Source organism: Paraburkholderia fungorum (assembly GCF_902833645.1).
GTDB classification, from domain to species: Bacteria; Pseudomonadota; Gammaproteobacteria; order Burkholderiales; family Burkholderiaceae; genus Paraburkholderia; species Paraburkholderia fungorum.
Window position 1 is genome coordinate 38890 of sequence record NZ_CADFGE010000015.1, and the last position, 23296, is coordinate 62185.

At 62.7% G+C, this 23296-nt stretch carries 20 protein-coding genes; 10 read left to right on the forward strand and 10 right to left on the reverse strand.

All coding sequences use genetic code 11. From position 1 onward, the window contains the following. Positions 1-7 precede the first annotated feature (7 nt). Both HWX91_RS34035 and HWX91_RS34040 read right to left on the reverse strand, forming a co-directional pair. On the reverse strand, positions 8-1159 hold the full coding sequence (locus HWX91_RS34035; protein WP_028197390.1) for an NHL repeat-containing protein: 1152 nt from the start codon (positions 1157-1159) through the stop codon (positions 8-10). A gap of 112 nt (positions 1160-1271) precedes the next feature. Then, positions 1272-2783 (reverse strand): carbohydrate porin, encoded by a 1512-nt coding sequence (locus tag HWX91_RS34040; protein ID WP_028197389.1) that lies wholly within the window; start codon positions 2781-2783, stop codon positions 1272-1274. Between the two features lie 493 nt (positions 2784-3276). Between HWX91_RS34040 and HWX91_RS34045 the strand changes: the two genes are divergently transcribed. The 8 genes from HWX91_RS34045 to hutC (HWX91_RS34080) all read left to right on the forward strand — a co-directional run bounded on the left by HWX91_RS34045 (position 3277) and on the right by hutC (HWX91_RS34080) (position 11126). Then, entirely contained in the window at positions 3277-4113 is an 837-nt protein-coding gene (locus HWX91_RS34045; protein WP_028197388.1) for an arylamine N-acetyltransferase family protein, read from the forward strand. 79 nt (positions 4114-4192) lie between these two features. Next, positions 4193-4873: a methyltransferase family protein gene (locus HWX91_RS34050; protein ID WP_028197387.1), complete on the forward strand. Its 681-nt coding sequence runs from the start codon at positions 4193-4195 to the stop codon at positions 4871-4873. Positions 4874-5198: 325 nt separating this feature from the next. Beyond that, positions 5199-6023: a transporter substrate-binding domain-containing protein gene (locus tag HWX91_RS34055; protein WP_221306593.1), complete on the forward strand. Its 825-nt coding sequence runs from the start codon at positions 5199-5201 to the stop codon at positions 6021-6023. Positions 6024-6128: 105 nt separating this feature from the next. Continuing rightward, entirely contained in the window at positions 6129-6851 is a 723-nt protein-coding gene (locus tag HWX91_RS34060; protein WP_028197385.1) for an ABC transporter permease, read from the forward strand. Between the two features lie 15 nt (positions 6852-6866). Continuing rightward, the gene (locus HWX91_RS34065; protein WP_028197384.1) at positions 6867-7622 is read left to right on the forward strand and encodes an ABC transporter permease; all 756 of its coding nucleotides are present in this window, start codon (positions 6867-6869) and stop codon (positions 7620-7622) included. Between the two features lie 34 nt (positions 7623-7656). Beyond that, entirely contained in the window at positions 7657-8448 is a 792-nt protein-coding gene (locus HWX91_RS34070) for an ABC transporter ATP-binding protein (RefSeq protein WP_028197383.1), read from the forward strand. 64 nt (positions 8449-8512) lie between these two features. Beyond that, a complete protein-coding gene (locus HWX91_RS34075) occupies positions 8513-10156 on the forward strand; it encodes an HAL/PAL/TAL family ammonia-lyase (RefSeq protein WP_028197382.1) in 1644 nt (547 codons plus the stop codon). A 286-nt stretch (positions 10157-10442) separates the two neighbouring features. Next, positions 10443-11126, forward strand: a complete 684-nt coding sequence (gene hutC / locus HWX91_RS34080; RefSeq protein ID WP_028197381.1) for a histidine utilization repressor — start codon at positions 10443-10445, stop codon at positions 11124-11126. A gap of 87 nt (positions 11127-11213) precedes the next feature. Here the strand turns inward: hutC (HWX91_RS34080) and hutC (HWX91_RS34085) are convergent, their stop codons facing one another. From hutC (HWX91_RS34085) to HWX91_RS34105, 5 genes are read right to left on the reverse strand one after another with little or no spacing between them, the layout of a single operon-like run. Beyond that, positions 11214-11963, reverse strand: coding sequence for a histidine utilization repressor (gene hutC, locus HWX91_RS34085; protein ID WP_028197380.1), 750 nt, complete (start codon positions 11961-11963; stop codon positions 11214-11216). Further along, positions 11960-12829, reverse strand: a complete 870-nt coding sequence (locus HWX91_RS34090; protein WP_028197379.1) for an amino acid ABC transporter ATP-binding protein — start codon at positions 12827-12829, stop codon at positions 11960-11962. Before HWX91_RS34090 ends, hutC (HWX91_RS34085) begins: the two co-directional genes overlap by 4 nt. Positions 12830-12848: 19 nt before the next feature. Further along, complete coding sequence (locus tag HWX91_RS34095) at positions 12849-13511, reverse strand: amino acid ABC transporter permease (RefSeq protein WP_028197378.1); 663 nt, start codon at positions 13509-13511, stop codon at positions 12849-12851. Positions 13512-13540: 29 nt separating this feature from the next. Continuing rightward, complete coding sequence (locus HWX91_RS34100; RefSeq protein WP_028197377.1) at positions 13541-14191, reverse strand: amino acid ABC transporter permease; 651 nt, start codon at positions 14189-14191, stop codon at positions 13541-13543. A gap of 26 nt (positions 14192-14217) precedes the next feature. Further along, positions 14218-15045 (reverse strand): transporter substrate-binding domain-containing protein, encoded by an 828-nt coding sequence (locus HWX91_RS34105; RefSeq protein ID WP_028197376.1) that lies wholly within the window; start codon positions 15043-15045, stop codon positions 14218-14220. A 344-nt stretch (positions 15046-15389) separates the two neighbouring features. Here HWX91_RS34105 and HWX91_RS34110 point away from each other — a divergent pair, with 344 nt between their 5' ends. Together HWX91_RS34110 and HWX91_RS34115 are read left to right on the forward strand one after the other, a co-directional pair. After that, entirely contained in the window at positions 15390-16379 is a 990-nt protein-coding gene (locus tag HWX91_RS34110; protein WP_028197375.1) for an isopenicillin N synthase family dioxygenase, read from the forward strand. Continuing rightward, the gene (locus tag HWX91_RS34115) at positions 16376-17812 is read left to right on the forward strand and encodes an FAD-binding oxidoreductase (RefSeq protein ID WP_028197374.1); all 1437 of its coding nucleotides are present in this window, start codon (positions 16376-16378) and stop codon (positions 17810-17812) included. The genes HWX91_RS34110 and HWX91_RS34115 overlap by 4 nt, the downstream gene beginning before the upstream one ends. A 20-nt stretch (positions 17813-17832) precedes the next feature. Here HWX91_RS34115 and HWX91_RS34120 read toward each other — a convergent pair whose 3' ends face one another. The 3 genes from HWX91_RS34120 to HWX91_RS34130 all read right to left on the reverse strand — a co-directional run bounded on the left by HWX91_RS34120 (position 17833) and on the right by HWX91_RS34130 (position 23135). Then, the gene (locus tag HWX91_RS34120) at positions 17833-18609 is read right to left on the reverse strand and encodes a hypothetical protein (protein WP_028197373.1); all 777 of its coding nucleotides are present in this window, start codon (positions 18607-18609) and stop codon (positions 17833-17835) included. 135 nt (positions 18610-18744) lie between these two features. After that, positions 18745-19527, reverse strand: a complete 783-nt coding sequence (locus tag HWX91_RS34125) for a substrate-binding domain-containing protein (protein ID WP_028197372.1) — start codon at positions 19525-19527, stop codon at positions 18745-18747. Positions 19528-19724: 197 nt separating this feature from the next. After that, positions 19725-23135, reverse strand: a complete 3411-nt coding sequence (locus tag HWX91_RS34130) for an alpha/beta fold hydrolase (RefSeq protein ID WP_028197371.1) — start codon at positions 23133-23135, stop codon at positions 19725-19727. Positions 23136-23296: the final 161 nt, after the last annotated feature.

The window sequence follows — 23296 nt, forward strand, 5'->3', positions numbered from 1 at the left end:
GGCTGGTTTACTTCGCGAGGACCAGCGTGTTCACGTCGTCCTGCACGTAATAGAAACCGTCGCCTTCGGGCGTCAGGGCGAGACCGAACAGGTCGCCGTTGCCGGGGGGCGACTGGGCCTTGTCAGTGTCGATCCAGCGCGCGTAGAGCTGTTTGCCGCTGGCCGGGTCGATTTCGACGATCTGGCCGTTCAACGCGTTGGTGACGAGCAGGTGGCCGTTCGGCGCGGTGACCATGGCGAGCGGGCGATGCAGCAGACCGTCGGCGGTCAGTTGGCGACCCACGCCGGCGCTGGTGTCGCGCGTCATCGGTTCGTCGATTTCGGTGATGCGGTTGCCGATTGCATCGGAGACGTACAGCAGTTTCTGATCGCCCGACAGCGCGAGGCCGGTCGGACCGACGAGGAACACGCCCTTGTCCGCCTGCGCGCCGAAGCCGCTGCCGATCACGGTTTCCTTCTTCACGACCGGCGCCTTGCCGGCCGGCACGTCGAGGTCCAGACGCAGGATGGTGGCCTGCTTGAACACCGGCGGATTGCCTTGCGCTCCGCCCACGCCGAAGCCGGCATTGCTGACGAACAGCGTCGCGCTCGTGCCGTTGTCGACGACCGCCATGTTGCCCCACGGATCGTTGATGTTCGGGCTGGTGATGGTCGATGCGACCTTGCCGTTCGGATCGATCACGATCAGGCAGCCGGCGCCCTTGGTGCCGGTGGTGCCGTCATTGCTCGGCGTGCTGCCGACGATCACGTAGCCCGATTTGAGCATCGTCATCGCGGTCGACAGACCGATGCCGCCCGGACATTCCTTGAGATCGCGCGGCACTGTTGCGAACACCGTCATCTGTTTGGTGTCCGGATGATAGTTGACGATCGTGCTGCCGGTGCCTTGCAGATTGGTCGAGTTATTGAAGTTCCCGACCAGCACGTCGCCTTGCTTGACGGTGCCTGCCGTGACCGGCGCGACCACGACCGCATACGGATTCTGGTCGCCGTTCTCCGGCACCGTGTTGATCAGCGTGGAGTGGTGCTTGATGGTTTCGAGGAACCCTTGCGGCTCGGCCTGGGCAACGCCGGCCGTCACGAATGCAGCGGCGCTGACGGTTGCGGCAATCAGGGCCCGCGCGGTGCGCGGCAAAAATTTGCGCGTGGGATGGTTCATGAGTGTGCCTCCGTGCCTGAGCACAAAGCGGTAGTTACGGTCATGATCGACAGCATGGCGTTCGATTTAATCGGGTTATGCGAATCTGCGTGGGTAGTCATGGCGAACGGCATCAGAACGTGATGTTGGTCCGCAGACCGACGACGAACGTATTGCGCAGCGGTTGCGTCGGCGCGCTCGGGTTCTGGCCGGCGCCGGCATTGAACGTGTATTGCGCATCGGCTTGCAATTGCCACCACGGGGTGACCTGGTACTGGTAGGTCGCTTCAAGCGTGGTTTCGCTGGTGCGTACGCCATAGGGTCCGCCGCTGAATACCTGGTTATCCTGATCGAGGCCGTTCGCGTGGTTGCCGACCTTGATATAGGTGAGCGCAATACCGGCGCTGTCGTTGTCGCGGCCGGCGAACGGCGCTTTCAGCACGATGCCGAGGTTGGCGGACAGACTCACCAGATTGCGGTCGCCCGGTGCGCCCATCACCCGCCCGAAAACGCTGAGGCTGCGCGGCTCGTCCGGATCGGGGCGCCAGATCATCTGGTCGGCTACCGCGTAGATGCTGTAGTCGCCATGATGGTTCTGCGCGACGCCGGTGCTCGCCGGGTTCGCAAGCGAAAGACCGGTGTTGTCGAAGCGCTGATCGGCGAAGCTGCCGTTGTTGTACCAGAGGCCGAGCTTGTAGGTTCCCGGCAGACCGCCGCCGCCCGTGCCGACCATTTCACCGTCGGCCGGTTGATTGATCGCGTACTGCAACTCGCCGATGTACAACGCGCCGTTATGCAGGTTGAAGTTGGTGCCGCTCTTGTTGTTCGGATTGTTGCCGAGCGGATCGCCGTCAAACACGCCGACGAGCGCTGTCAACGAAGGGGTGATCTGGCCGCGCACGCGCACGCCGAGATCGGCCAGCGGATAGGCGGGACCGCCGGAAGGCATGTCGTACGAGGGCAGCGCGGGCCAGCCGAACATCGTGTTGACGAACAGTGCCGCGTTCGAACTGGTGATGAACTCCTGATCGATACTCTGCTGACCGATCTTGATGTCGACACGCTTGTTCAGGAACGACTGCTGATACCACAATTCCCACAGGCGGGTAGCGTCATCGGCTTCGATACCGCTTGCCGTGTTCAGCGTACCCAGCTTGTTGGCGCTGAGGTTGGCGCCGTGGATCTGCAACGCGCTGACGTTGAACAGGCCGCCCGGCAAACCGAACGCCTTTTGCGTATCCATCTGCAAGGTCGCGGTCGTGAGGCCGTCGTAATCCGCGCCGCGCGCAAGGCCGCCGCGCAGGTTGTCGAGCACTTCACTGGTTTCGGTGAGCGCGAACGTCACGCCATATTTGCCGAGCCAAGGGCGCAGGCCGCCGATGTCGCCGAGCAACGTCGCGCGATTCCACACGCCGGTCCATTGATTCGTTTGAGTCGCCTTGATGTTCAGGTCGGCTTCGGGCGCTTCCGGTGCGGCATCGGGATTGGCGTCGGCCATGGCTACGCCGGCGGTCAACGAGGCCCAGGCGAAAGCGGTGCAGAGCGCAAGGCGCCGCATCGAAGGCAAACGCGAACGGCGCGCGGTGCCGGCGTCGCGAAGCCAACGCGCCAGGCCGGCGCGTTCAGTTGATTGGGCGAACTTCATCGAAATCCTTATTTGTGTTGTATCGACTGATCTAACCATCGCGGCATTACGTTGCCGTAAAGCGTGCGAGTTGCCGCATCGGTTCGCGACGCCTCATGCAGCAGATGGCGAGATCGTACGCATGCGGAATAAGTGCGTCAACACAAATGAGAACGATTCGCATCAATATTACTGGTGTGTAATTTTGAGCTTTACGGACTGCTACTAAAGGCTGTTTGTGCGTAAGTTAAAGTGAATAAATATGTAATGTTTTGGTATGAATCTGGCCATGTCGAATCGCTGCCAGGCGGAGCGGGGGCGAAAAGCGGGCGTAACTCGAAAGCTCAATGTCAGGAGCCGGACGTGAGCAGGCAGGCGCGAGTGGTGGATTCGTGTTCCGTCGAGCGGGTAACAAAAGAAGCTATGATCATCTTCCGATGCCGCGCGATGGCGCGAAGCACTTCTCAAGCGCATACCAGGCGCACAATTTCCAAACCCTACCGGGACGACACCGATGTCACATACCGTGAATCTGGAAAATTACTTCACCCGCATAGGCTACCAGGGGCCTCGCGCGGCGACGTTGGAAGTGCTTCAGGAACTCCATAAGCTGCACCCCAGATCGATTCCTTTCGAGAACCTGAACCCGCTCACGCATCGCGCGGTGAAACTCGATCTCGAATCAATCGAACACAAGCTGATCACGCAAAAACGCGGCGGCTATTGCTTCGAGCAGAACGCATTGTTCGCGAATGTCCTGATGCAGTTGGGCTTCGACGTAACGCCTTTGCTCGGCCGGGTTCTTTGGGGCCGCGAATCCGGCACGATTCCGCCGCGCACGCACATGGTCCTGCGGGTCGACATCGGGAACGAAGCGTGGATCGCCGACGTCGGTTTCGGCAGCGTGACGCTGACCGCTCCGCTGCGGCTCGTCGCCGGCAGCGCGCAGCCCACCCAGCTGGGCACGTTCCGTCTGGCCGATGCGGCGCGCGGTGCGCTCTATCTCGAAGTGCAGTCTCGCGATGAATCCTGGGCTCGCGTCTACCGTTTCGACCTGCACCCGGTCGAATGGATCGACTACGAGACATCGAACTGGTACACCTCGACCGCGCCGGAATCCGTGTTCCTGAACCACCTGATCGTTTGCCTCGTCCTGCCGGAATCGCGCCTGACCTTGCTCGACAACCAGTTGAACGAACGCGCGGCGGATGGCCAGATCATCAGCGAGCGGCAATTGAAGAGTGCGGACGAACTCGCGACTTGCCTGCACGATCAATTCGGCCTGAACACGGGGGACATCGACATGGCGGACGTGTTCGGGCGCGTGAGTTCGGCTTCGGCTCTGGCCTAAGGCAGGGCATCGCGGGCATAACGAGCGCCCAGGCGGCGCTCCTTCGCCCATAACCACTCACACGCGCCACGACCCAACCATGATCACGCGCCTCATCCTCCAAACGTCGCTCTGGCTGGCATGCATGGGCGCGCTGCTGTTCGGCGCCGCGGGCACGTTCGCCTGGCCTGCGGGCTGGTGGTATCTGATCGAGACAGGCGGCCTGAGTCTGTGGGTCGGTTTGTGGCTGGCGCGCCATGACCCTGGTCTGCTTGCCGAGCGTCTCGCGCCGATCGTGCAGGCGCAACAAAGCCGCTGGGACCGAATTTTCATGGTGGCGGTGACGGTGGTCTGGAGCGCCTGGCTCGTCCTGATGGGACTCGACGCTGTGCGTTACCGCTGGTCGGCGCCGTTTCCGGTTTGGCTGATGAGTGTCGGCTCGCTGTGCATTCTTGTCTGCCTGCTTCTCTGCCTGATTGTTTTCCGGGCCAATAGCTATGCCGCGCCGGTTGTGAAGATTCAGACAGGCCGTGGCCATAAAGTCATCGACACCGGCCCGTATGCCCATGTCCGTCATCCCATGTACTCGGCCGCGCTGTTGCTGTTCATCGGCACGCCGTTGCTGCTGGGTTCATGGTGGGGGCTTGCCTGCGTGCCGGTGATGGTGATCGGTATCGGCTGGCGCGCGGTACGCGAGGAGCGCGTACTGGCAGAACAACTCGACGGCTATACCGGCTACGTCTCACGCGTGCGTTACCGCTTCGTGCCGTTCATCTGGTAGGGCGCGCAACGCGCCGATTCGAACTGCGCCAGCATTCAGACACCAACCTGTCTAGACAAAAGAAATCGAACTGGTGCATCCGGCTTCGCTCGGTGCGCCATGTTCGTGCGTTCGAAGCTCCCTTTAGAGCCTTGTCACACGGCATCTTATAGGGGCTTACCCGATGATCCGCATGATTTCAAACAAATCCTCTTGCGATGGCTTTTTGACTCATGCAGACTTGTCTATACAAATTAAGGCGCAGTTAAAAGTCCAGTTCGGCGGTTTCCCCAATCCAAGGAGTTTCGACGTGAAAGTGAAGCGCACGACGTTAGCAAAAGCATTGATGGGTGCCATTCTCGGCGCCGCGACGATTTTCGCGGCACCCGTGCAGGCCAAAGACTGGAAGACGGTGACGATCGCCCTCGAAGGCGGTTACGCACCATGGAACCTGACGTTGCCGGGCGGCAAGCTGGGCGGCTTCGAACCTGAACTGGTCGCCAATCTGTGCGAGCGCATCAAGCTGCAGTGCAACCTCGTGGCGCAAGACTGGGACGGCATGATTCCCGGTCTGCAGGCGGGCAAGTTCGACGTGTTGATGGACGCGATTTCGATCACGCCGGAACGTGAAAAGATCATCGCGTTCTCGAGGCCTTACGCCGCTACGCCGGCCACGTTCGCCGTGACCGACGCGAAGGTGTTGCCCAAGGCGGCGCCTGGCGCGCCGGTCGTCAAGCTGTCGGGCGATCCGAAGACCGATCAGCCCACCGTCGACGCTTTGCGCAAGCAGCTGAAGGGCAAGACCATCGGCATTCAGTCGGGCACGGTCTACACCAAATTCATCAACGACGGCTTCAAGGACGTGTCCACGATCCGTGTCTACAAGACCTCGCCTGAGCGCGACCTCGATCTGGCCAATGGCCGTATCGACGCCTCGTTCGACGACGTGACCTACTACGCCGCCAACATGGACAAGAAGGACAACGCGTCGATCATCATGGCCGGCCCGAAGATCGGCGGCCCGATCTGGGGTCCGGGTGAAGGCCTCGCGTTCCGCAAGCAGGATGCCGACCTGAAAGCGAAGTTCGACACCGCGATTAGCGCCGCGCTCGCAGACGGCACCGTCAAGAAACTTTCCACCAAGTGGTTCAAGACCGACGTCACGCCTTGATTCGCTCCTGAGCTGTTTGAGCGTTCAGAAGTAACGGCCTGCGCGGTGTGAAGAAACCGGGCAGGCCCACGGGTTCGATCCGTCGCAATGGATGAGGGGTAGGGAATGGCTCTGATAGGGATGCTCGGCTTCGGGCCGGAGGGCTGGGGCGGCGTGTTGCTGCTCGCGGCATTGATGACGGTCGCGCTCACGCTGGCAGCGCTCGCGGTCGGCGCCGTATTCGGCGCGCTGGTCGCGGCGGCCAAGCTGTCGCGGTTTCGCACGCTGCGCGTGATTGGCGATACGTACACCACGGTGTTTCGTGGCGTCCCTGAATTGCTCGTCATCTATCTGTTCTATTTCGGCGGCTCGACGCTCGTCACCACGGTGGGTCAATGGTTCGGCGCGGACGGCTTTGTCGGGGTGCCGCCGTTCGTGGTCGGCGCGCTCGCTGTCGGCATGATTTCCGGCGCGTATCAGGCCGAGGTGTACCGCTCGGCGGTGCTCGCGGTATCGCGCGGCGAGCTCGAAGCGGCGCGTTCGATCGGCATGCCCACCATGACCATGGCGCGCCGCATTCTGATTCCGCAAGTGCTGCGTTTCGCGTTGCCGGGCATCGGCAATGTCTGGCAATTGAGCCTGAAAGACTCGGCGCTGATTTCCGTCACGGGGCTCGCCGAACTGCTGCGCGTGAGCCAGGTGGCGGCGGGTTCGACACACCAGTACTTCACGTTCTTCGTGGTGGGCGGCGCGTTGTATCTGCTGATGACCAGCATCTCGAACCGGATCTTCAACCGCGCGGAAGCGCGCGTGGGCCGATCCTTCAAGCGCAACTTCGCTCGCAACTGACGAGGACCGGACATCATGCACTTCGACTTCGATTTCCTGCTCGATACGCTGCGGCAACTGATCGCGGCCGTGCCGACCACGCTCGGGCTGTTCTTCTGCTCGCTGATTCTGGGTGGCTTGCTTTCGCTCGTGATCGTCACGATGCGCGTGTCGCCGCACTGGCTGCCGAACCGCTTCGCGCGTGCTTATATTCTTGTGTTCCGCGGCTCGCCGCTGCTGATCCAGATGTTCCTGGTGTACTACGGCATGGGCCAGTTCGGCGTGATTCGCGAGAGCTTTCTGTGGCCGGTGTTACGCGAGCCGTACATGTGCGCGGTTTTGTCGTTGGCGCTGTGCACTGCCGGATATACCGCGGAGATTATCCGCGGTGGTTTGATGGCCGTGCCGGTCGGCCAGATCGAAGCGGGTTATTCGATCGGCTTGTCGGGTTTCGCGCTGCTGCGCCGTGTGATCGGTCCGATTGCGTTGCGTCAGTGTCTGCCCGCGTACTCCACCGAGGCCGTGCTGCTCGTCAAATCCACCGCGCTGGCAAGTCTCGTCACCGTGTGGGAAGTGACCGGTGTCGCGCAGCAGATCATTCAGCAAACATACCGCACGACGGAAGTATTCATCTGCGCCGCGTTGATCTATCTGTTCCTGAATTTCGTCATTGTGCGGTTGCTCGGTTTGCTCGAGACGCGCCTGTCGCGCCATCTGCGTGCGGCGCCCGCGCAAAGCGCGCCGAACCGGCCCGTTTCGACCACGACCGAAGCACGCCGCGCTACGCCCTGAACGATCGCACTTCTTGCAGAATCTGGAGAACCCTATGAACGCTACGGCACCTGTTGCACTGTCGGTCAAGAACATCCATAAGTCGTTCGGCGACCACCATGTGCTTAAAGGCATTTCGCTGGACGCCCATCAAGGCGACGTGATTTCGATTCTCGGCGCGAGCGGTTCCGGCAAGAGCACCTTTCTGCGCTGCCTGAATCTGCTCGAAACGCCGGATGACGGCTCGGTCGCGCTCGGCGGCGAAGAGCTGAAAATGAAGCGGCGCGGCGACGGCAAGCTGCAGCCGAGCGACCGCCGTCAGGTGGACCGGGTGCGCTCGCAACTCGGCATGGTGTTTCAGAACTTCAACCTGTGGTCGCATATGACCGTGCTGGAGAACCTGATCGAAGGGCCGATGCGCGTACAGAAGCGCAGCCGCGCCGAATCGGTTGAGGAGGCGGAAGCGTTGCTCGCGAAAGTCGGCCTTGCGGAAAAGCGCGGCCACTATCCGGCGCATCTGTCCGGCGGTCAGCAGCAACGGGTGGCGATTGCGCGTGCTTTGGCGATGCATCCGAAGGTGATGCTGTTCGATGAACCGACCTCGGCGCTCGACCCCGAACTGGTCGGCGAAGTGCTGCGTGTGATGCGCTCGCTCGCCGAAGAAGGCCGCACCATGCTGGTCGTCACGCACGAGATGGGCTTCGCGCGGCACGTGTCGAATCGCGTGATGTTCCTGCATCAAGGTCAGGTCGAAGCCGATGGTACGCCGGACGAAGTATTCGTCGAGTGCAAGTCGGACCGGTTCCGCCAGTTCGTGTCGAGTCACCAGGATCGCACGACTAACTGATTCATCGGCATTCGCGGGTTATCCCGTCGTCATTTCACTCCACTTCACTGCACCGGGCACTACCATGGCCGTGATCCGTTCCGATCGTCCTCTCGACTGGGTTCAGGTGGCGGCAATCGCCGCCGGCGAACCGCTCGAGCTTTCCGCCGAAGCCCGCTCGCGCATCGCCGCGGCGCGCGTACTTGTTGAACAGATCGTCGAGCGCGGGATTCGCGCGTATGGCGTGAATACCGGCGTCGGCGCGTTGTGCGATGTGATCGTGTCGCCGTCCGAACAACGCACGCTGTCGCGCAACATTCTGATGAGCCACGCGGTAGGCGTGGGCGCGCCACTCGGTGTCGCTGAGACACGCGCGATCATGGCGGCCGCCGTCAACAACTTTGCGCACGGGCATTCGGGGATTCGCCTCGAAGTTGCGGATCGACTGGTCGCATTGCTCAATGCCGATTGCCTGCCGGAAGTGCCGGCGTTCGGCTCGGTCGGTTATCTGAGCCATATGGCGCACATCGCGCTGGTGTGCATTGGCGAGGGCCACGTGCGCTATCGCGGCGAACGCCTCAAAGGGCGTGATGCGTTGCAACTGCTCGGCCTCGAACCGCTGGTGCTCGACGCGAAGGAGGGGCTATGCCTCGTCAACGGCACGCCGTGCGTGACGGGCCTCGCAGCGTTGGCGCTGGCGCGTGCCGCGCGCCTGCTCGACTGGACCGATGTGGTCGCCGCGATGAGCTTCGAGAACCTGCGTGGCCAGATCGCGGCTTTCGATGAAGACTCGTTGGCGTTGCGCATTTCGCCGGGTCTGAACCTGGTGGGCGAGCGGATGCGCACCGCGCTGGCGCACAGCGGCATTCTCGCCGCGGTGATCGGCCAGCGCACGCAAGACCCGTTGAGCATGCGGACCATTCCGCACGTACATGGCGCCGCGCGCGACGTGCTCGCCGCGACCGCCGACGTGGTCAATCGCGAACTCGCATCGATTACCGATAACCCGATCGTCGCCGGCACGCCGGAAGCGCCACGCGTCTATTCGCAGGCGCACGCGGTGGGGGCGTCGATCGCACTGGCGATGGACAGCCTTGCCACCGCGATCGCGCAAGTCGCGGCGATGGCCGAGCGGCGCCTCGATCGCCTCGTCAATCCGCTCGTGAGCGGCTTGCCGGCGTTTCTTGCGGAGCCGGGCGGCACCTGTTCCGGCTTCATGATCGCGCAGTACACGGCGGCTTCGCTGGTGGCGCAGAACCGGCGCCTCGCGATGCCGGCGAGTCTCGACGGTGGTATCACGTCCGGTTTGCAGGAGGACCACCTGTGCCATGCCACGCCTGCCGCGCTCAAGGCGCTGGAGATTCTCGACAATGCCGGACGCATTGTCGCTATCGAGTTGCTGGCGGCGGCACAAGCTTACGATCTGCAGAGCGTCGACGCATCGCGCGCGCCGCACACGGACGCGCTCTGGCATCGCGTGCGCGGCGTCGTACCGACTTACCGCGACGACCGGCCGCTCGCGGACGACATGGCGATTGCGTTTCGCATGATCGCCGACGGAATGCCACCGCCGCTGCCAAACCCGGGTAACATTCGCCCCGGGTCGGGTGCTTTGAGCGGCGGCGCGAGTCTTGCTGCGTTGGCAAGCGTGACGAGTGTGGCCGCCGCGAACAGGCTCGGCGCCGATCCGGCTGCCAATGACGGCAACGCGGCCGCCCATGCAGGTTGAAGGGCCGCTTGCCGGGCCCGGGTCGTTGGGCCTGCGATTGACAGACCCGACTGGCAGACCTGATTGACGGATTGCATGCATGGATTGCATGAACGGATTGCATGAACGGATTGCATGAACGGAGACAAAGCCGGTGAGCGGGCTACCCGCCGGTGAGCCGGCCAAAAATGTGTACCACCCGCGTACCACCCACGAGGTCGACGTGAACACTATTACAAACACACACCCGCAAGCCGCAGAGACGCAGGACCCGCCTGGCCGCACCCAGGAGACACCCGCGAGAGCGATGCCCGCCTACGAGCAGATCAAACGCTATGTACTCAGGCGCATTAGCGAAGGGGACTGGAAGCCGGGCGGCTTGATCCCATCCGAAACGGAACTGGTCAAGGAATTCGGCGTCGCGCGCATGACCGTGTCGCGCGCTTTGCGCGAGCTCACCACCGAACGGGTGCTGACGCGCGTGCAAGGTTCCGGCACGTTCGTCGCGCCGCAGCGTTACGAATCGACGGTACTGGAAATCCGCAATATTGCCGACGAAATCGCCGCGCGCGGTCATCGTCATTCAGCGCGCGTGCTGATGCTCGAACCCAGCGACGATCCGCACGCGCTCGAAGCGCTCGGCCTCGCCAGCGGTCCTGCGTTTCACTCGTGCATCGTGCATAGCGAGGAGGGCGAACCGATTCAGTACGAAGATCGCTACGTCAATCCGAAGGTGTTTCCCGACTACCTGCAACAGGACTTCACCGTCGAGACGCCGAATCATTACATGGTGCGGCTCGCGCCGATCCAGCGCGCGGAGTTTCGCATCTATGCGCAGAAGCCCGACGCGTATGTGCGGCGGCATCTGATGATGGATATCGGCGAGCCTTGCTTGCAGCTATGGCGCCGCACCTGGGTCGGCGAGGATGTGGCGACGTCGGTGCAGTTGTGGCATCCGGCATCACGTTTTCATCTGGCGGGCAACGTATAAGCAGCCAGCAGGCAATCTTCAGGCGGCGTCCTCGCGAGGCGGGCGAGGGCCACAGGGCGAGGGCGACGGTGCGCGGCGTGGGCGCCGCTAGCCTTGGCGCTGCGACAGGTCCGGCGTAAACCGGCAACCCAGCCGGTAGCGCGAACCCGGATGCACGAAGCGTGCGAACGTGACCGCAACGCCGCTCGTCCAGGTGCGGCGCATCAGCGTCAGGCACGGCTCGTCGGCGTGAATTTCCAGCAATTCGGCCTCGGTGCGCGTCGGCAGGCCCGCGTCGACGACATGTTCGACGTCGTGCGCCGGCACCGTCAGGAAAAGATACTCGGACGGCCTCGTCGTGGCAAAGTCCTGCTTCAGGAAGTCGGGCGCGGTTACCGGATTGACGTAACGGTCTTCGAGCTGCACCGGCAAGCCGTTCTCGCGATGCACGCAAATCACATGAAACACAGACGCTCCGGGTGCCAGCCCTAGTGCGTTCGACACGGTCACCGGCGCGGTTTCGCGTTGCGCGAGAACTGTGTCGTAGCTGTATTCGTGACCCCGCGAGCGGATTTCGTCGCCGATATGGGCGATCATCAGCAGCGTGGATTGTGGTTTGGTTTGCGCGACGAAGGTGCCGACGCCGGACACGCGGGTGACGAGACCTTCATCGGCCAGTTCGCGCAGCGCGCGATTCGCCGTCATGCGCGACACGCCGAGTGTCGTGACCAGCTCCTGCTCGGACGGCAGCCGTTCGCCCGCTTGCCGGCCGCCCGATTCGATGATCTGGCGGATATGGTTCTTGACCTGTTCGTAGCGGGCGGCGGGCGGCTCAATCGCCGCGTGCGTGGTTTTCATTGCGGTTCCACGTCATCAGGGCCGCGCGTCCAGAACGCATTACGGTCGAAATAGTTTTGCAGGAACTGCCGCAAACGCGGCTGCCCCGCATCGTGAAAGACTTCGCGCGGCTTGCCTTGCACGGCGATACGTCCCTGATCGATGAACATGACCTTATCGGCCACCTGCGCGGCAAACCCCATTTCGTGCGTGACCACGGCCATCGTCATGCCGTCGCGCGCAAGCTGCTTCATCACCTGCAACACTTCGCCGACCAGCTCGGGATCGAGTGCCGAGGTCGGTTCGTCGAACAGCATGATGTGAGGCTCCATCGCCAGCGCGCGTGCAATCGCGACGCGTTGCTGCTGGCCGCCCGAGAGTTTCGCAGGATAGGCGTCGCCCTTATGCGCGAGGCCGACCGTTTCCAGCATCGCATTGGCACGGCGGCGCGCCTCGTCGTGCGACAGATGGCGCACGCGCAGCAACGCTTCCATCACATTGCCGAGCGCTGTCATGTGCGGCCACAGATTGAATTGCTGAAACACCATGCCGACGTTGCGCCGCACGCGATTGATCTCGTTCTGCGACGCTCGCACGCGTTTTCCATTGCGCTCGCTATAGCCCAGTAGCTCGCCTTCAATGCGCACGTCGCCGTGATCGTAGGTTTCGAGTGCGGCCAGGCAGCGCAGCAGTGTGCTTTTACCCGAACCGGACGGCCCGATGATGCAGACCACTTCGGAGCGGGCGATCTCGAGGTCGACGCCGCGCAGCACCTCGACTTCGCCGAAGCGTTTTTTCAGGCCGCGCACTTCGATGAGCGGCGCGCTTGGCGGCGTATCGAAGGCGGCGTTAGACGCGGAGGAGGGCATGTCGGCGATGGCGTTCATAGGGAGGTCCGGATTGCGTTCATGCCATGAAGCGCGCGATGCGGGTTTCTGCCCACATACCCGCGCGCGAGGTCAATTCAACCAGCGCGAGATAGCACACGCATAGCACCAGCAGCGTCTCGACGAAAGCGAAGGTAGCCGAGCCGATGCCGGTCAGCACGAAGGTGAGTTCGGGGACGGTGACGATCGACAGCACGGCGGTTTCCTTGCTCAGCACAATGATCAGGTTGGTGAGCGCGGGCACGATCAGCACCAGCATTTGCGGTACCTGAATGCGCAGGATTGCTTGCCAGCGAGTGAGCCCGAGACAGGAGGCTGCTTCGAGATGGCCCGGTGGCACCGATTGAAAGCCGGAGCGAAACGCCTCGGCGAAATACGCGCTGCCGTAGAGACCCAGGCCGAGTACGCCGGCTGTCATCGGTTCGAGCGTGAGGCCGAAGGAAGGGCCGCCGTAGTACAGCAAAAACAGTTGCACCAGGAATGGCGTGCCGCGGAATAGCTCGATATAGAAGCGCAATAGAGCGCGCACCCAGCGTCCGCAAAAGAGTTGCAGCACGGCGATCAGAAAGCCGATCAGGATGCCGATCGCCACGCCGGCAGCCCAGGTGCCGAGCGTGGTGGCGAGGCCGGCGGCAATCGGCTGCAGATTGTGCGTGATGACGGTGGGGTCGAGCGTTTGCATGACTTATCCGATCTCGAGCTCAGGGGCGTTCAGGCATGCTGCAAACGGTATTCGGCGGCGTGCGCAACGAGCGCGAGGCTGCCGCAGATCACGAAGTAAATCAGCCCGGCGGCGACGTAGGCTTCGAGCGGCCGATAGGTGCTGGCCGCAATGTTCTGCGCGGTGCGCGTCAGTTCGGCCACACCGACCACCGAGATCAGCGACGAAGCCTTGATCAGCAGCACCATTTCGTTGACAAGCGAGGGCAGCGTCAGGCGAAACGCCTGCGGCACCAGAATGCGCCGCAGCATATCGAACGGTGAAAGACCGAGCATGCGCGCGGCCTCGAGATGGCCCGGCGGAATACTCAGAAAACCGCCGCGCAGAATCTCGGCGATATACGAAGCGGAACATAACGACACGGCGCTGATCGCCGCGACGATGGGCGAGACATTGATTCCGGCGAACGGCAGCAGGTAGTACACCAGCAGCAGTTGCACCAGCATCGGCACGCCGCGGAAGAAAAACACATAAGCGCCGCCGAACATGCGCGCCGCGCGCCTCGGCGAGAGGCGCGCCGCACATACGCCGATCGCGACGAAAAAGCCGATCAGCAGACCTGTCAACGAAATGCCGATGGTGGCGAGTGCCGCATGCAATAGCAGCGGCAAACCCTGGAGGAAGACGGTCGTGCTGAACATAAGCGGTCCCTCCAAACATCAAACCGTCAATAGTTCGGCGCCGGCATCGTGGTCGGCGCGTCCATCGCGACACCGAACCACTTCTTCTGCAGGGCCGCGAGGCGTCCGTCGTTGTGCATCTTCACGAGCGCCGCGTTGAAGGCGTCGGCGAGCGGCTTGCTATCCGCGTCTTTACGCAGGCAATAAGCAAAGTACACCTTCGCGCCGAACGGCGGCTGTACCACGGCGAAGGTCTCGGGACGCTGTTTGGCGACATACGCGATATTGGTCATCGAGTTCGCGACCGCCGCGATCCGGCCGGCGGCGAGGTCGGCGTAGGCCTGATTGTTGTCGACGTATTCGCGGATTTCAGGCGGCTTCGGCAAGGTGGCGACGTAGGCCTTCAACTGGTCGAGCTGGGCCGAGCCTTTGCCCGCGCCGACAGTCTTGCCGGCAATATCCGACGACTGCTTGAGCGCGCTGTCGTTGGCGCGCTTGAGCAGCGCGTCGGTGGCGTCCGCGATCGGCAGCGTGTACGTGTAGCGTTCCATGCGCGCCTTGGTGACCGTCAGCGGCCCGCCCACCATATCGAACTTGCCGGCTTCGAGACCCGGCAGCACGCTTGGCCAAGGCAAATCGATGAAGCGCACTTTCACGCCCAGTTCCTTGCCCACCTCGGCGAACAGATCCTTATTGAAGCCCGCTTGCTGGCCGTTTTCGAGGAAGTCGAAAGGGGCGAACTGCATTTCGGTGCCGACCACCAGCTCGCCGGCTTTTTTCACTTTGGCGAGTTGATCGTCTGCGTGGGCGGTGATGCTTGCCGCGCACAACGCCAGCATGACCAAACGACACTTCCATCCTGCAAGGATGCTCATGGGATTCTCCGGTTGGCAAAATCGCGTCGCGCGAAAGCGGTTCGTCAGCAGACTCTGCGCGAATCATTCGAGGCAGTATATACCGCAGTTTTGGCGCGAAATAAATAAACGCGCGAGTAGAGAAAAGCCCTTATGTGAAGCTGCGCGAAGCAACTTGCGGGTGCGCTTTTGGCGGTATATACAACGAAGAAGCAACGAGCCGGCAACGCACACACAACGAACAGGCACGCGGACGCGCGAAGCGCGCCTGCGTGTCGCGAGGTGTCGCGAGTGGCGCGATTCGCAAGCCGACTCACACGTCTCTTTTATCAGTTGAATCGACCGGCCTTCCAGGGAGCAGCGCAATGCCCGTGACCCGTATTCCGATCATCGATCTTGCCGGCGTGCGCGCGGGCGACCCGCAGGCCTTGACCCGCGTGGCGCATGAAATCCGCGAAGCGTGCACCACGATCGGCTTCTTCTATATCGTCAATCACGGCGTGCCGCAAACGGCAATCGATGCAGCCGCCCAGGCGGCACGTACGTTCTTTGCGTTTCCCGTCGAGACGAAGCGGCGCGTGGCGGTCAATCAACGGCATCGAGGTTTCAACGCGCTCGGCGACGCTACCATGTATCAGGCGAAGCGCCCCGACTACAAGGAGTTCTTCAGCATCGGCCTCGAATTGCCGGAGGACGATCCCGATGTGCGCGCGGGTCAGGCTTTGCGGGGGCCGAACAACTGGCCGGATTTCATGCCTGAGTTGCAACCCGCGCTTTATGGTTATTACGAAGCGGTGGCCGCGTGCGGCGCCGATCTGCTGCGGGCGGTGGCGGTGAGCCTCGGCGTCGACGAGCATTTCTTCACGCCGCGCTATACGAAGCGGATGCAGCGCACGCAGATGGTCTACTATCCGCCGCAGCCGCCCCAATCGGACGCGGATCAGTTCGGCGTCGCACCGCATACCGACTACGGCTGCATTACCCTGCTGTGGCAGGACCAGGTAGGGGGCTTGCAGGTGCGCGAGATCGCCAACGACACGTGGGTCGACGCGCCGCCGATCGAGGGCAGCTTCGTGGTGAATGTTGGCGATCTGCTGGCGCGCTGGACCAACGATCGCTTCCGCTCCACCTTGCATCGCGTGATCAATGCATCGGGGCGCGAGCGCTATTCGATCGCGACGTTTTATGATCCTACTTACGGTGCGACGGTCGATCCGCGTGAACTCGGCACGAGCGACGCCGACCTCAAGTATCAGCCGGTCGCCGCGGGCGATTACATTCTCGGGCGGATCAACGATTCGATGGGTTATAGGAAGAAAGCGGCCGCTCAAGGAACGCAAGGAACCACTGCATGACAGATACGAGTTTGGCAAACGGCGCAGCGGGCAGCGCAACCCATAGCGTCGCACCGCTTTCGGCGACGCTCGACGCGCTACGTGCCGCGCTCGGCGCCGACGCGGTGCGCACCGGCGAGCAGATCGGCGAACATGCACTGACCGACTGGACACGTCACGATCCAACGCGTCCCGCCGCGCTGCTTTTGCCTCGCAGCACGGAAGAAGTCTCGCGCGCGCTGGCAATCTGTCATGCAGCACATCAACCCGTGGTGCCGCAGGGCGGTATGACCGGACTCGCGGGCGGCGCGATTGCCCGCGCGACCGATATCGCGCTGTCGCTCGAACGGCTCACCGGCGTTGAAGAAATCGATGCCGCCTCGGCCACGCTCACCGTGCGCGCCGGCACGACTTTACAAACCGCACAGGAAGCCGCCGCCGAAGCCGGCTTTGAACTTGCCCTCGATCTGGGCGCACGCGGCTCGTGCCAGATCGGCGGCAACCTCGCGACCAATGCGGGCGGCAATCGCGTGATCCAGTCAGGCACCGCGCGCGACCAGGTGCTCGGCCTCGAAGTCGTGCTCGCCAACGGCGACGTGCTGACGTCGCTCGGCAAGATGGTCAAGAACAATACCGGCTACGACCTGAAACACTGGTTCATCGGTTCGGAAGGCACGCTCGGCGTGATCACGCGCGCGGTCTTGCGGCTTCATCCGCCGCGCGCGGCGCGTCACACGGCGCTCGTCGCACTCGACGGTTACGACGCGGCCGTCAGCCTGCTGCGCCGACTGTCGACGCGCTTTGGCAACGACATTGGCGCGTTCGAGATCATGTGGCCGGATTTTTACGATTTCGGCGTGAAACTGACGGGCACGCGTTCGCCGTTCGCCGACCCGCACCCGCTTTACGCACTGATCGAACACGCGAGCTTCGACGCGGGCGACGACGGCGAACGCTTCTCCGCCGCGCTCACCGAAGCGCTCGACGCAGAAGCGATCCGCGATGCGGTAATCGCTCAATCGATGGCCGACGTGCGCGCGTTATGGGCAATTCGCGAATGCACCGCCGAGTTTCCGGTGCGGCTCGATGCGATCAACTTCGACGTGAGCTTGCCGATCGGCGAGATCGGTGCTTTCGTCGACCGGTGCCGCGCGGCGCTCGATCAACGCTGGCCGGGCAACGCGTCGTATTTCTTCGGCCATATCGGCGATTCGAATCTGCATGTCACCGTGGATGGCCATTCGATCCCCGGTGTCGATCACCGTACGGTGTATGCCTTCGTCTACGAGATGCTGGGGCCGCTGCACGGCTCGGTGTCGGCGGAACACGGGATCGGCTTGCTCAAGCGCGAGTTCTTGCCGATCTCGCGCTCGCCGGCTGAATTGGCCGCAATGGCCGCGATCAAACACGCTTTGGACCCGCATGGGATTCTGAATCCCGGCAAGCTGTTCTGAGTTACGGCGTACCGCGCGATTTAGCGCGGTGCGGCTTCGGCGTGCGTCAGCAGTTCGTTGGCGTAGCGGCGGTACAGCCATGAAAGCGAGGCTGCGGCGAATACGACGAAAACAGCATTGAGCAGCGCCTGAATAATCGCGAAGACGGCGAGGCCCTGGGTCTGGTGCGCGGCCATCATCGTCGGGCCGACCAGCATGAATATCAGGGCGGTGACCACAAAGAGCGGCACATAAGTCACGAAGCCCACGCCGATGATGCTCCATACGTGTCCACGGCTGTCCCGCCACGCTGCCCGCAGCGCAACCCGGCTGCCGAGCGCGATGGACGGATAAAGCAGGCTCAGACGGATAAGCACGAACAGATAGATGAGCAGCAGCGGCACATAGATCAGGAACCCCATCTTCAGCGCGCGCATGGCGAAAAAGGTGAATCCTGTAATCGCCAGCGCGATCAGCATGATGGCGAGCCACACCAGCGCATAGCGCAAGAGCGGCTTGCCGTTGAGCGGCACTAGCGGCTGCGTGCCTTCGCCAAGCAGCACGAAACGATGGACCTTGATGGTCAGCGTGCCGGATACCGCCAGTTGCAGAAAGAACCAGACCAGCGAGAGCAGGCCGTGGCCCGCACGCGTCGTCGCATCCATCGTGTCAATGACGGCGGGGCGTTCTCCTGTCAGTAGCGAGGTGCAAGCCAATACGATGCAGACGCCGAGGAACAACCAGGGCATCTGTGTGACGGCTTGCCACGAACTGATCCAGCCTTTTTTGACGCAAGCCCCGAAGGTCAACTGTTCCATGGTTTTCTTTGAAATGTTCTGAAGTGTGAAGGCTACAGCCCGGCTTCCATCGACCGTGAGGGGCTGCTTATGTCCGGCCATGCAAAGTGGACGGGCTGGCCGGACACGTTTGCCGGCCAGCCCGAGGCCGCTGCGTCAATGCGTTGCGACCGAATCCAGGCCGGTCGACGTTACCACGGGCTGTGCAGCGGGCGAGGCGAGGTAGTCGAGCAACGCCTTTGCTTCTTGCGGATGTTCGGCGCCCACCGGGATGCCGGCGGCATAGCGCGTAACCGATTGCACCGACTCCGGAATCTTTCCGACGAAGCTGGCGCCCGGCACCGGCAGCAACTCGCTGACCTGCTGGAATCCCAGTTCGTAATCGCCGTTGGCAACCACCGATGCGACCGGAATCTTCGGAATCATCTTCGCCTTGCTCTTCACCTGAGCTTCGATGCCAAGCTTGCTGAAGAGCTCGCGCTCGATATAGACACCGCTCGCGCTGTCCGAGTAGGCGATCGATCTGGCATGGAGCAAGGTCTCCTTTAGCGCATCGACCGAGCTGATATCCGGTTTCGGCGCGCCGTTGCGCACCACCATGCCAATGCGGGAATCGGCAAGCTCGACGCGCGATCCGGGAATCACCTTGCCTTGCTTGATCAGATCGTCGAGCGCGTAGCCGACCATGATGACCACGTCCGCGTGTTCACCCCGCTCGAGCCGGTTCGGAATGGCTTCCGGCGATTTGCCCATTGACGGCCCGAGGATCGTGTCGAGCGTGTTGCCGGTTGCGGCCGTGAACTTGGGGCCGAGCAGTTTATAGGCGGCGGTGAAGCCGCCCGAGGTCATCACGTGGAGTTCGGCGGCCTGTACGTTTGCTGTCGCAACGGTGCTGGCCAGCAGTCCTGCGGCCAACGTAGTCAGAAAAAAGGTTTTCATCCGGATAAGCATGGCAGTTCGATGTGGATAAGCGCGTGACGGACTCACCGCGCCGGGTGCGCTGGCCGCAATCGCGGCGACCCGCCCCCATATACATACCATACCTGAACAGCAGCCCGAACGGCGCACGGCTTGCAACCCGGGTACGCTGCCGCCGGATTCTCCGATCCTGTAGCGGCGGCGCGTTCCGGCATTCGTCAATGCGCGTTCAGATACCGTGCAATCACCGGATACACGTCCACTGCCGCGTTCTTGCCGAAGATACAGTCGATATGCCCGTAGCCGGGAATCAGATGGCGCTCATACGGCTGCTCGGGGAAGTGCCTGACCAGCAGGTCGAACGTGAACTCGGTACTCTGCGGCAGATAGGTTTCATTCTTTTCGCCGTGGATGAAGCCGATCGGCAGACGCATGCCCTCCAGACCTTTCATGCCGCCCGTCCCGGTGAGGTAAACGTCTTTGCCGGCCGCATCGACAACCTTGCCCGCTCGCACCATGGCGGCCAGATGCCTGAATACCTCGATGTCGTGCACGCCGAACAATTCCTGCAGGTTCGAGTGAAGCGTCTCGCTCAATTTTTCATGTTCATAGAGCAGGCCGTAAAGGAAGGTGGCCCGGTGGCAGATCGCGCTGCCGCAGCCCTGCTTGTGATTGAGCGGGTAAAGCCGCAACGCTTCATCGAGCAGATTTTGAGGCCATGTCCCGCGTTCCGTGAAGGCCGTCAGGTCGTGCACGCCGAGATGCGCCATGATGTCCGGGATATGCAACCCGCACTTGATCTTTTCCAAGGTGCCCGGCACCGGATGCGCCGAGACCTGAGAGATGACCGCCGAGCGCACGCCCTCGAGGCCACTTAGCAGCGACATGGTCAACGCCATGCCGCCCATGCAGTGGCCCAGCACCTGAATCTCCGGCAGGCCGGTCAACGCGCGCACTTTGGCGACCGCGGCCGGAATGTCCTCGCGAGCGACCTTGTCGACATTGGTCGGCGCGAGCACGCTCGGCATTTCGATGCTGACGCGCAGATCGACGAGCCATACATCGTAGGCCGCCGCGCAGAGATATTCGACCAGATTGGTGCCTGTCAGATCGGTGGAAAAGATCCGGCTCGACACGCCCGAACCGTGAATCAGCAGCACGGGGCGCAGGGGTGCATTGGCCGGCCCGGCGTAGCGCGTGAGCCGCAGCGTGGTGCCGTCGGGCGTGTCGAAAAAGACCACTTGCGGCACGGGTGCGCGCAGCGCGCGCTTCAGGCGCGGCGACGCTTGCGGATCATAAAACTGCAAGGGCGCGGCCACGCCGCCGTATTCGGTGAACAGCACACCCGCGAAAAACTTGCCGAACTTCAGGGTCCATTCAAGGCGCGATTCCAGATCGGGTGCGTTGGTGACTTCGAGCGTGCGTTGCTGCTTGAGGAAATTCTCGGGTGTGATGATCAGCGTTGCCGTACCGATCGGCGGCGCATCCGCTTGCGCCGACTCGCGGATTTCCGCGTAGAGCGTGTTGGTCTGTTCCCACAGATTGACCGGCGAGGTCCGGGTGATGATCTTCTGTCCGCTCAGGTAGTACGTCTTGCCTTCGGTGGCGTTGAGCGTCATGTGGTAATTCATGTTGCGCTCGTCTACCTCCGATTGATTGACCACGAACAGGTTGAAGGTGCCGTCGGCGATCGTCATGGGTTGCGCGCTAAGCGCGGGGCAAGTCAGCGTGCCGGTGGTGTGGGCGAGATGCTGTGGATTGCTCAGCATCTCGGCCAGATTGTCCGATTCGACCGTCAGCGTGAATTCGATCGGACTGGCGGTGACGTCGCCCACGACCGTCGGCGTATAGGTGCCGATCATCGTTTCGGTGAAGCGCAGACCAATCTGCTGAGGCGCCGGGGCGGGGGCCGCACCCTTGGCCTCGTAGTCGATGTTCCAGCCTCGCGCCTTGGCGAGCAGCGCGCAATTGCGTTCCGCCAGCGCTGAAATCGTCAGCAGCGGATTGACGCCGAGCGACATCGGCATCACAGCGCCATCCATTACATACAGGCCATCGTGCACCGCATTGCCCGCGGTGCCGCTGAAAACCCGGCCTTGGTGGTCGACGACACCGCGCGTTGCGTCCTCACCCATCCCGCAGCCGCCGAGCGGATGCACGGTGACGGTGCGGTTATCGAGCAGGCTGGTGGAGATCGGGTTGCGCAGGTATTTGCCGCCGAACGGTGCCTGCGCTTTCTTGAGCGTTTCTTCGACGGTTTGGAAGATCGGCTGCTTGCCGGCGTTCGGCCAGTCGATGCGCGGCCTGCCTTTATCGTCTACGGTAATCTGGCCGCTTTCGTCGTCATGCGCCATCACCAGGTAGGTTTGCGTGTGGTTGAGGGCGCCGTGATAGGGGCCTCGCAGAACGCTTTCGATCACGCGCGCATCGTAGCCGAGCGGCTCGCCGGCGGCGCGCGGCGCGGGAATGTTGACGCCTTCGAGCGGCGCGGCGCCGCCAAGCAAGGCGACCATCGCGGCGCCGACCGCCCCGGCGAGCGAGCCTTCTTCGATCACGAAGCCGTCTTTCACGTCAGGCGTATTGCGGTGGTCGATGATGCCGGTAATGGTTGGTCCGACCGCAGGAATCTCGCCTTGCTCGTGCGCGCCCCAGCCGATGCCGTTGATCGCTTCCTCGGTGTTGTACGCGAAGGCGAGGACGTCGCCGTTGCCGGTGAAGTGTTGGCCGAGCCTGCCCGAAACGCTCAGACCCGCCTCGCGCGAGCGCAGCAGCAGGGCGGTCGAACCGAGCGTGCCGGCCGATACGATGACGATATCGGCACTCACGAACAGATCGGGCGCGTCATAGCTCTCGCGGCCAAGCGAGACCTCCTGAAAGCGCACGGTCCACTTTTGCGTGGCGGTGTCGCGCAGCACCGAATGCACCGCCGTGCCCGTGAAAATATGGGCGCCGTGCGCGACCGCATCGGGCAGATAGTTCATGTGCGTGGAATTCTTCGCGTCGTAATTGCAACCCGAGTTGCAATCGCCGCAACCGACGCAGGCCTTCTGTTCGACGCCCGCGGCGTTCACGCGGTCCTCGAAGGTGACGGTGATCTCCGGCGGGTAAAAGCGATCTGCCATGCCGAGCGCCTGCGCGGACTGTTTGAGCGCCTGCAGTTTCGGCAACTGCAAAAAATCGCCGGACACCGCCGACGGCTGCAACATCGCGTGGGCGAGTTCGTAGCCTTTGTCGCGTCCCGCCTGGTCGGCGCGCAGCGCCTCGGGCCAGCGTTCGTCATCCCATAGGCGCGGGTCGGCTTTGAGCGCGACGTTCGCATTGATCAGCGAGGTGCCGCCCAGGCCGCAGCCGACCACCGCATTCACGTCGTCATTCACGTGCACTTCGAGCAGCGCGAGCGGCGAGCCGATTTGCGCGAGGGCGGTGTTGTATTGAATCTGCGCGGCGCCTTCGATCGGCGTGCGCGGATATTCGCCGGCCATGAATTCGCGTCCGCGCTCCAGTACGCACACGCTTCTGCCGGCGCGCGCCATACGGCTCGCGGCGATCGCACCGCCATAACCCGAACCCACCACCACGACATCGTAATGCGGCTGCATGGCTGTCAGGACGCTCGATAAGCGGTTCATCAGGACCACCTCGTCAGGAAGGAGATGCCGGGTAGGGGAACCCGGACTTCGGAAGGAAGACGGCGTGCGGCAGCGGCTTTTTTATCGCAGGCGGTGCGCGATGTCAAAAAAAGGCGCATCGTACGGGGCGCGTACGTGGAGCCGGTCGCGATTTCCACAAG